The sequence below is a fragment of the Streptomyces sp. AA1529 genome (assembly GCF_000280905.1).
GTDB lineage: Bacteria > Actinomycetota > Actinomycetes > Streptomycetales > Streptomycetaceae > Streptomyces.
On record NZ_ALAP01000086.1, the window covers coordinates 1 to 6,989 of the forward strand.

The window sequence follows — 6,989 nt, forward strand, 5'->3', positions numbered from 1 at the left end:
CCCACCGCTTCGACCGGACGGACGTCTCCATGTTCTTCGCCCCCTGACCGCCCCCTGACCGGCCGCCCGCCGCGCTTGCCGCACACGTCTGCCATACGACGCCAGAGGGTCCCCCTCGCCCGCCCAGCCGGAGCCGCGGCGCACCCAGCCGACGCACGCCCGCCCGCGCCCCGCAACTGCCCGCACCGCCGGACGCCCTGCCCACGGGCCGGAGCACGCCCCAGGGCCCAGGCTTCACGCTGCTCATCCCGCTGCCTGAAGTTCCGCCCACACGACCTTCCCCCACCGCCGCTCGTCCGCGCCCCAGCCGACCGCAAGCTCCTCCACGAGCGCGAGCCCCCGCCCGTCTTCGTCCCCCTCGCCCACCGCGCGTGCCACGGGCCGCGCCCGGGAGAAGTCCGCAACGGCAACCCGCACCGTCCGCAGGCCGGTCCGCTCCACCACCACACGGATCGACTCGCGCCGAGCATGCTGCACGGCGTTGGCCACCAGCTCGGAGACGACCAAGGCGGCGTCGTCGGCCAACTCGTCCAGACCCCAGCACGAAAGAGCTGTGTACGTCAGACGCCGCGCGGTCGCGGCGCTCGAGAGCGCGCGCGACAGCGTGCGGCTGTAACCGGGGTGCCCGGCCTGGCGGGCCCACGTCGTGGATTGCGGCATGTCGGTCTTCTTCCTCGGATCGGCCCGGCGCTGTACGTTCAGGCAATCGGGGGAAGCGAGGGGGCGGAGGAGCCAACCAGGGGGCCAGGGAGGGGCCACACTGAATACGGAAGGGAGCCCGTCATGAGCAACACCTCGGCGCGGCGGCGCGAATTCGGCGCCTACCTCGCCTGCCTGCGGCGGCACTCCGGCCGATCCCAGCGGCAGTTCGCCGCTGCGCTGTGCGCTGTGTTCGGTGCCCAATCGATCACACGGCACGAAGTCTCCCGGTGGGAGCGCGGGGAACGCGTCCCGGATGCGTGGCTGTCCGCCTTCGCCCAGGTGCTCGGGACGCCGCTGCATGAGCTGGAGCAGGCAGCCGCCTACGCGCGAGGAGATGGCCAGGCCGCTCTCCCCGGAGTGGCAAGCACCCTGGCGGATCTACTGCCCGGCGGAATGGACGTGTTGGAGCCGCTGACCACCCCCTGCGGCCGGCGGATCGGCGCCACCACAGTGGCCGCCCTGGCAGCTCGGGTGCACGGCCTCCGGCTCGCGGACGATGTGCTGTCCGGCGGAGACCTCATCGTCCCCGCCTTCCGCGAACTGCGCGCCGCCATCCGGCTGTACCGCGAGTCCGAGCACTCCGAGGAAACCGGGCGCGGCTTGCTGGTGCAGATCGGAGAGTTGGGCCAGATCGCCGGATGGATCGCCTCGGACGCCGGTCGCGGCAAGGACGCGGAACGCGCCTACCGACTCGGCATCTCGGCCGCTCGCCAGGCCGGCGACGCCGTGCTGGTGGCACAGCTCGCGGGCAGCCTCGGCTACCACCTGTCGAACAGCGACCGGCCCCGGGAGGGGCTGGAACTGTCGAGGGCGGCCGTGGCAGAAGCCGGACAGGATGCTCCGGCTGCGACACGTGCCCTGTTCCTGGACCGCGTGGCGTGGGCGCACACGCGCGTCGGCGAATCACAGCCGGCCCTGCGAGCGCTCGGCCAGGCACATGCTGCCCTGGATTCCACGAACAGTCCTCCCGCGCCCTCGTGGGCGTACTGGGTGAACCGCGAGGAACTGGAGGTCATGGACGCCCGGGTGTTCACCGAGCTGCGGCGTCCACTGCGCGCGGTGCCCCTGCTCCGGGACGTGCTGGGACGTTACGAAGCCACCCACGCCCGGGAGGTCGCCCTCTACCGGTCGTGGCTGGCCGTGGCTCTCGCCGACGCGAACGAGCCCGAGCAGGCCGCCGAAGAGGCCCGCCGCGTAATCGACACCTCCGGCGACCTCTCTTCGGAACGCACGGCGCAGCGCGCGCGGACGGTACTCCACCGACTGAAGGAACACGAGAACGTGCCCGAAGCCCGCGAGGTACTGGCCGACCATGGACACCTGCTGCTCACCCGGCCGTGAGCAGCAGCGTGAGCGAAACCCGGGCGGGTCGCATGTTCGAGCTGTCGGGTACGCGCTGAGGGCCGACGCGCTCGCCGCACTTCGCTGCCGCATGACACACGAAAGAGCCCCACTCCGATGATCCGGAGCGGGGCTCTCGCTTGCTGCGCGCTCGGCAGGATTCGAACCTGCAACCTTCTGATCCGTAGCTTCGGGCAAGGGTGCGCTGATGCTCGCCGTAAGCTTGTCAACCGTGCGCCGGGGAGGGCGGTTGTCAGTCGTCGGCTGCCGTCGTTGCCGTCACCACTGCCGTCAGAATCGGTGGCTCGAACAGGGCTCTGCCGTGGCTACGCCGCTGGTGGCTCGCCATGTTCGAGGTAGGCGGGGTGGCCTTGCGCACGGGCAATGACGGCACGCTTCACACGGCGGGCAAGCCTGGGGATCAGAAGCTGATCGAGGTCTTCGGCAGGATGGAACTCTGCGGCCAACAGCTCGTCCGGGGCCAGCTTGATCGAAGCTGTGGCGTCCGGGCTGAGGCGGCCACCGTCGAAGACGTACAGCACCTTGTCGCCCTCGGTGGGGTTCGGCGCCCAGTCGATCACCAGCAAGGAGCCGATGGGCGGTGTGATGCCCAGCTCTTCCTCGACCTCTCGTCGGCAGGCAGCCAAGGGGGATTCGCCCGTCTCGACGTACCCGCCGGGGACCTCCCACATCGGCTTATACGAGGGCTGGACCAACAGAACGCGGTCCTGAGCGTCGAAGAACAGCGCGCCTGATGCCATGCGTGGCCGGGTCATCCGCTGCTCATGGTCGTTCTCGGGCATGGCATGAGCCTACTGACCGTGCGCGGTGGCGTGAGTGGGGCGTTCACCTGCCGCAACACGGCTACGCATGTGAGACTCGGGCTCACAGAGTGAGGGGGTCACACAGTGCGTGGCATGGCAAACCATCTCCCGTTCGGCAAGCGCGTGCGGTTCTACCGGGAGCGTCGTGGCCTGCATCAGTGGCAACTGGGTGAGCTGCTGAACCGCTCCGAGGACTGGGTGTACCGGGTGGAGTCCGGCCGGATTCCGGTGAACAACGTCAAAATGCTGTCGGACCTGGCGGGGGCCCTGCGCGTACACGTTGAAGACCTGCAAGGCGCCCCGACGCTCCTGGAAGACCACGGCACCCACGAGGGCAGTGTTCCTGCCATCCGAGCCGCGCTCATGCAGTCCCGACGGCTGGCCGGCTCCCTCTACGACGGGCGGGAGCCGCTCCGGCTGGAACGTCTCGCTGTGGAGGTGGATGAGGTCTGGGCCCTATACCAGTCCTCGGCGTACGCCCGACTGGCCGCGCGCCTTCCCACGCTGCTGGCAGACGCCCGTCTGGCCACCCACGAGCACGCCTCGGGGCCGGATCGGCTCCAAGCACTCAAGCTCTTCGCGTTGACCTGTCACGCCACTGCGGCGTTTCTCCGGAAGCTGGGCGAAACGAACCTCGCCTGGACGGCGGCCGACCAAGGCGACGTTGCCGCCAACGAAACCGGGGACCCGGGCATCATGCTGGCGCTTCGACGCTGCGTGGCGCATGTCCAGCTCGGCGCCGGAATGGCGTCGGAGGCCGTGAATGTCACACAGAACGCTGCCAACGACCTCCCGCGCGGCTGGTGGACGACCTCACCAACCGCGCTGTCGCTGTACGGCACGCTTTTCCTGAACGGGGCTGTTGCTGCGGCGCGGGTGCGCGACCGGTCGACGGCTGACGACATGATTGGACAGGCCCAACAGGCCGCGGATCGGCTTGGGGCCGACGCGAACATGATGTGGACCTCCTTCGGCCCGACGAACGTCGAGATTCACCGCCTGGCTGCGGCGCTTGAGTTCGAGGACGTGCAACTGGCCGTGGACATAGCTCCCGGTGTGCGGCCTGGTCGCAACCTGCCGGTGGAGCGGCGGGCACGGGCGCGTCTTGACGTGGCTCGGGCCTACGGCGAAGCTGGCCGCACCGACGACGCAGCGGATCACCTAAAGCGGGCGTTCAAGACCGCCCCCGAGCAGATGAAGACGCACGAGTTCGCCCGAGACCTGGCACGGCGGCTGCACGGCCGAAGCCGGCGCCACGACGTCCGTGAACTCGCCTTGAACCTCGGCGCTCTCAAGTAACAAGCTCCACTCGGACTCTGAGGGGCTGACCCGGAATTTTCTTCCGGGTCAGCCCCTCTTTCAGCCTCTACGGTCTCCCCGTTCACGGCACCCAAGCGCCGGGAGGATGGCAGACCGGTGGATGTAGCGGAGATCAAAGCAACGATCAGGACGGCTCTGCCCGAGCGGTCGGCGTTGCCCGCATCTCGATGTTGGTCCATGGCTACCTGGCGACCAGTTGCCTTCGCCTATGGCCGCTGCGGCATGCGGTCTCATCGCCATGACCAGGAGGCTCGACATGCATAGGACCAGCACCCCGGCCGTTCTCTACATCTGCGCGGAGCGCAGCCAGGGCAGCCCCGGACTCGCGAAGGAACGGGCAGAGCAGGAGGGACGCGACTTCGCCAGCAAGCGCGACTTTCACATCGTTGCGGAGATCACAGACCCGTATGGCGATCCGAATCCGCAGAATCGCGCGGGCTGGGTGCGTGTGCGGGAGCTGGCCGAGCGTGACGAAGTGGACGCGGTCATTATGCGGTGGCCCAACTGCCTCTCTGCGCATCACGAGTTGAGGTACTCCGAGATGGAGCACCTCGCCGAGTACGGAGTTCAGGTCCGCTTCTCGTGGGCGCCGTTGGCAACAATGGCCGACAGCGGAGCGTCGCGGTGAGTGGCCGTCACGTATTCCCTCGGGCCTCGGTGGATGGAGTCCTGTCCTCCCTGTGGGGCGTAGGAACGGTCGCCACCCTGGCTCTGTTGGGAGTGATGGTCGCGGACAGTTCTGCCCACGCCGTGGATGCTCCCCACATGACGTTGCCGGACTCGGATTCAGAGGACGTCGCCACCGCACAGGTTGCAGAAGAGCCAAGTTCCCGCGGTCTCCGCGGCGTTCCACGCCTGCACTGATTCACGCGCCGAAGCTTCCGGAATCACCCATACAACTGAGACCGGACCGCCCTGAGCCTGGCAGCACGCGGGCGGTCCGGTCGGAGAGTCCCTGTTCAGGACCCTGGTGCCGATGGTACCGGGGCGTTCGTCGTGCTCTCGCACGCTGTCTCGGCCAGTTGAACGCAGCGCGCCCAGAGAGGACTTGAGCCATGCGAGCCACCACGGGGATCGAGCATGAAAGCGGGGCTGCCCGGGGCTGTCGTACGGGTCTCCCTGATGCCTCAAGTGGGGAAGGTCAGCCACGACGGCGGGAGAGGCGTCCGAGCACCGGCACGTGTTCTCCTCAGCCACCCACCTACCTCAACCACACTTTCCTGTCCTCGATCTTTGACCCGCGGACGCCTTCGCGGAGCCTCAGCCGGCCACTTCGGGGCCGCGGGACCGGCCCGCAGACCGCAGCGAGACTTGGCGCCGCACCACGGGCCTTGTCGGCGTGGGCCACGCCTGCCCCACCTGGTCGGGCGGCATCGTGCGCCTGGTCGTCCTCGTGCTCACCGGTGCTGAGTGGCCTGCCAAATGCGGCCGGAGGCAGACGTTTCATGCCGGACGGCTGGATGGCTGGGCGGTTCTGCGCGCTGAGCGGGGCGGGGCCGACGCGAGCGGGGCGGAGACAGGAGCGGGCGGCGGCCCTGGGCCGCCAGCGCGCGCGGGCCGCGCCAGCGGCCCGCCTTGATCCAGTAAGGAAACTCTGAACAGCTCCGGCCCTGAGCGCTTCGGCCGGTCTCACGATTCACCCAACTCCGCTGAGCACGTTGCACGAAAGGGAAGCAATGCACGAAGCGCACGTCCACGGCATAGGCCGGGCAGGCGACACTCAGCCCGAGTGCAGCCCCGGAGGGTCGGAGACAGGGGGAGCCTGGGTGCTGAACGAGTCGGAACACGCGCTTCTGGTGGAGATCGCTTCGATGACCCGGCGTCTCCGCGAAGAGGTGGAGTACGTGCGCGCGGAGATCGCAGACCTCAGCGAATCTTGTGCCCCCGCCCCCGCTCCTCCTTCATCTCTGCGACGTCCTGCTTAAGCGCCTGGACTTCGGCGTTCAGCGTTCGCAACTGGTCGCGAATGGCGATCAGTGTTTCGGCATAGGGGCCGGTGGCTTCGGAGGGGTCTGGAGCCGCTGGCCCTCCGGTTTCCTTGGCTGCTTCGGGCCGCTTGGGGCTCTTGGCTTCAATGACCGCCACCACTCCCCCGTCCTGGGTGACGACGGCGTCGGCTACGTAGCTGCCGCGCCCTTGAACGGTGTAGATCAGCCCCTCGTCGCGCAAGACACGCAGCGCACTGCGGGCGGTCATGTTGGCGACGCCGAATCGTTCCTGTAGCTCCCGGTGCGAGGGGAGCTGTTCACCCGGCTTGAGCCTGCCCGACTTGATCTCTTTCCGGATCTCGTCGGCGGCCTGCTGGTACGGCGGGCGCGTGTCGTGGGGCGGCGGCGTCATGGCCCAAGGGTAGCCCGGGTTAGCCCACCTATCACAGACAACCAGCAACCTCCCTTCAACACAGATAGCTAGTTCGCTTGACAGAGCTAGCCCAGCTAGATGAGAGTGGGTGTTCCGCCGGGCGATCCACCCCGGTGAACCAGAAGGGAAGTTGAGACATGGCGCGCATTCGCGTGGGGCTGCTGCCGTCCACGATGTTCATGGTCGGCACGCTGCCGGTACCGAAGATCGCGGATCAGGAGACCGGCAAGATCGCTACTGACCGTGACACCGGTGAGGACCTGTTCACGATGACGGTCTTCCTCATGGAAGACGGCCGCGCGGAGCAGATGAAGATCACCATTTCGAAGTCGGGCCTGCCCGATGGGCTGAACCTGGGCGTCCCGGTCCGGCCGGTGGACCTGTTCGCCATCCCGTGGGCCCGAATCTTCAACGGACAGCTCTCCGACGGCATTGCCTACC

7 protein-coding genes are annotated in these 6,989 nt (G+C 68.3%); 4 read left to right on the forward strand and 3 right to left on the reverse strand.

Annotation, left to right across the window (positions count from 1 at the left end; genetic code table 11):
• Positions 1-243: 243 nt before the first annotated feature.
• Positions 244-660, reverse strand: a complete 417-nt coding sequence (locus A949_RS0125080; protein WP_019358798.1) for an ATP-binding protein — start codon at positions 658-660, stop codon at positions 244-246.
• Positions 661-783: 123 nt separating this feature from the next.
• Here A949_RS0125080 and A949_RS0125085 point away from each other — a divergent pair, with 123 nt between their 5' ends.
• Positions 784-2,043: a helix-turn-helix domain-containing protein gene (locus A949_RS0125085; RefSeq protein WP_019358799.1), complete on the forward strand. Its 1,260-nt coding sequence runs from the start codon at positions 784-786 to the stop codon at positions 2,041-2,043.
• A 326-nt stretch (positions 2,044-2,369) separates the two neighbouring features.
• On the opposite strand, the gene A949_RS0125090 is transcribed toward A949_RS0125085, so the two are convergent.
• Positions 2,370-2,846 carry an NUDIX domain-containing protein gene (locus tag A949_RS0125090; RefSeq protein ID WP_026005013.1) on the reverse strand — a complete coding sequence of 159 codons (477 nt, stop codon included), beginning with the start codon at positions 2,844-2,846 and terminating at the stop codon, positions 2,370-2,372.
• A 114-nt stretch (positions 2,847-2,960) separates the two neighbouring features.
• On the opposite strand from A949_RS0125090, the gene A949_RS0125095 reads away from it, so the two are divergent.
• Together A949_RS0125095 and A949_RS0125100 are read left to right on the forward strand one after the other, a co-directional pair.
• Positions 2,961-4,166 (forward strand): helix-turn-helix domain-containing protein, encoded by a 1,206-nt coding sequence (locus A949_RS0125095; RefSeq protein WP_019358801.1) that lies wholly within the window; start codon positions 2,961-2,963, stop codon positions 4,164-4,166.
• A gap of 229 nt (positions 4,167-4,395) precedes the next feature.
• Positions 4,396-4,815 carry a hypothetical protein gene (locus A949_RS0125100; protein ID WP_237735900.1) on the forward strand — a complete coding sequence of 140 codons (420 nt, stop codon included), beginning with the start codon at positions 4,396-4,398 and terminating at the stop codon, positions 4,813-4,815.
• A 1,238-nt stretch (positions 4,816-6,053) separates the two neighbouring features.
• On the opposite strand, the gene A949_RS35915 is transcribed toward A949_RS0125100, so the two are convergent.
• Positions 6,054-6,527 carry a GntR family transcriptional regulator gene (locus A949_RS35915; protein ID WP_019358803.1) on the reverse strand — a complete coding sequence of 158 codons (474 nt, stop codon included), beginning with the start codon at positions 6,525-6,527 and terminating at the stop codon, positions 6,054-6,056.
• 158 nt (positions 6,528-6,685) lie between these two features.
• Here A949_RS35915 and A949_RS0125110 point away from each other — a divergent pair.
• On the forward strand, positions 6,686-6,989 hold a 304-nt coding region (locus A949_RS0125110; protein ID WP_019358804.1), incomplete at its 3' end, for an SCO3933 family regulatory protein.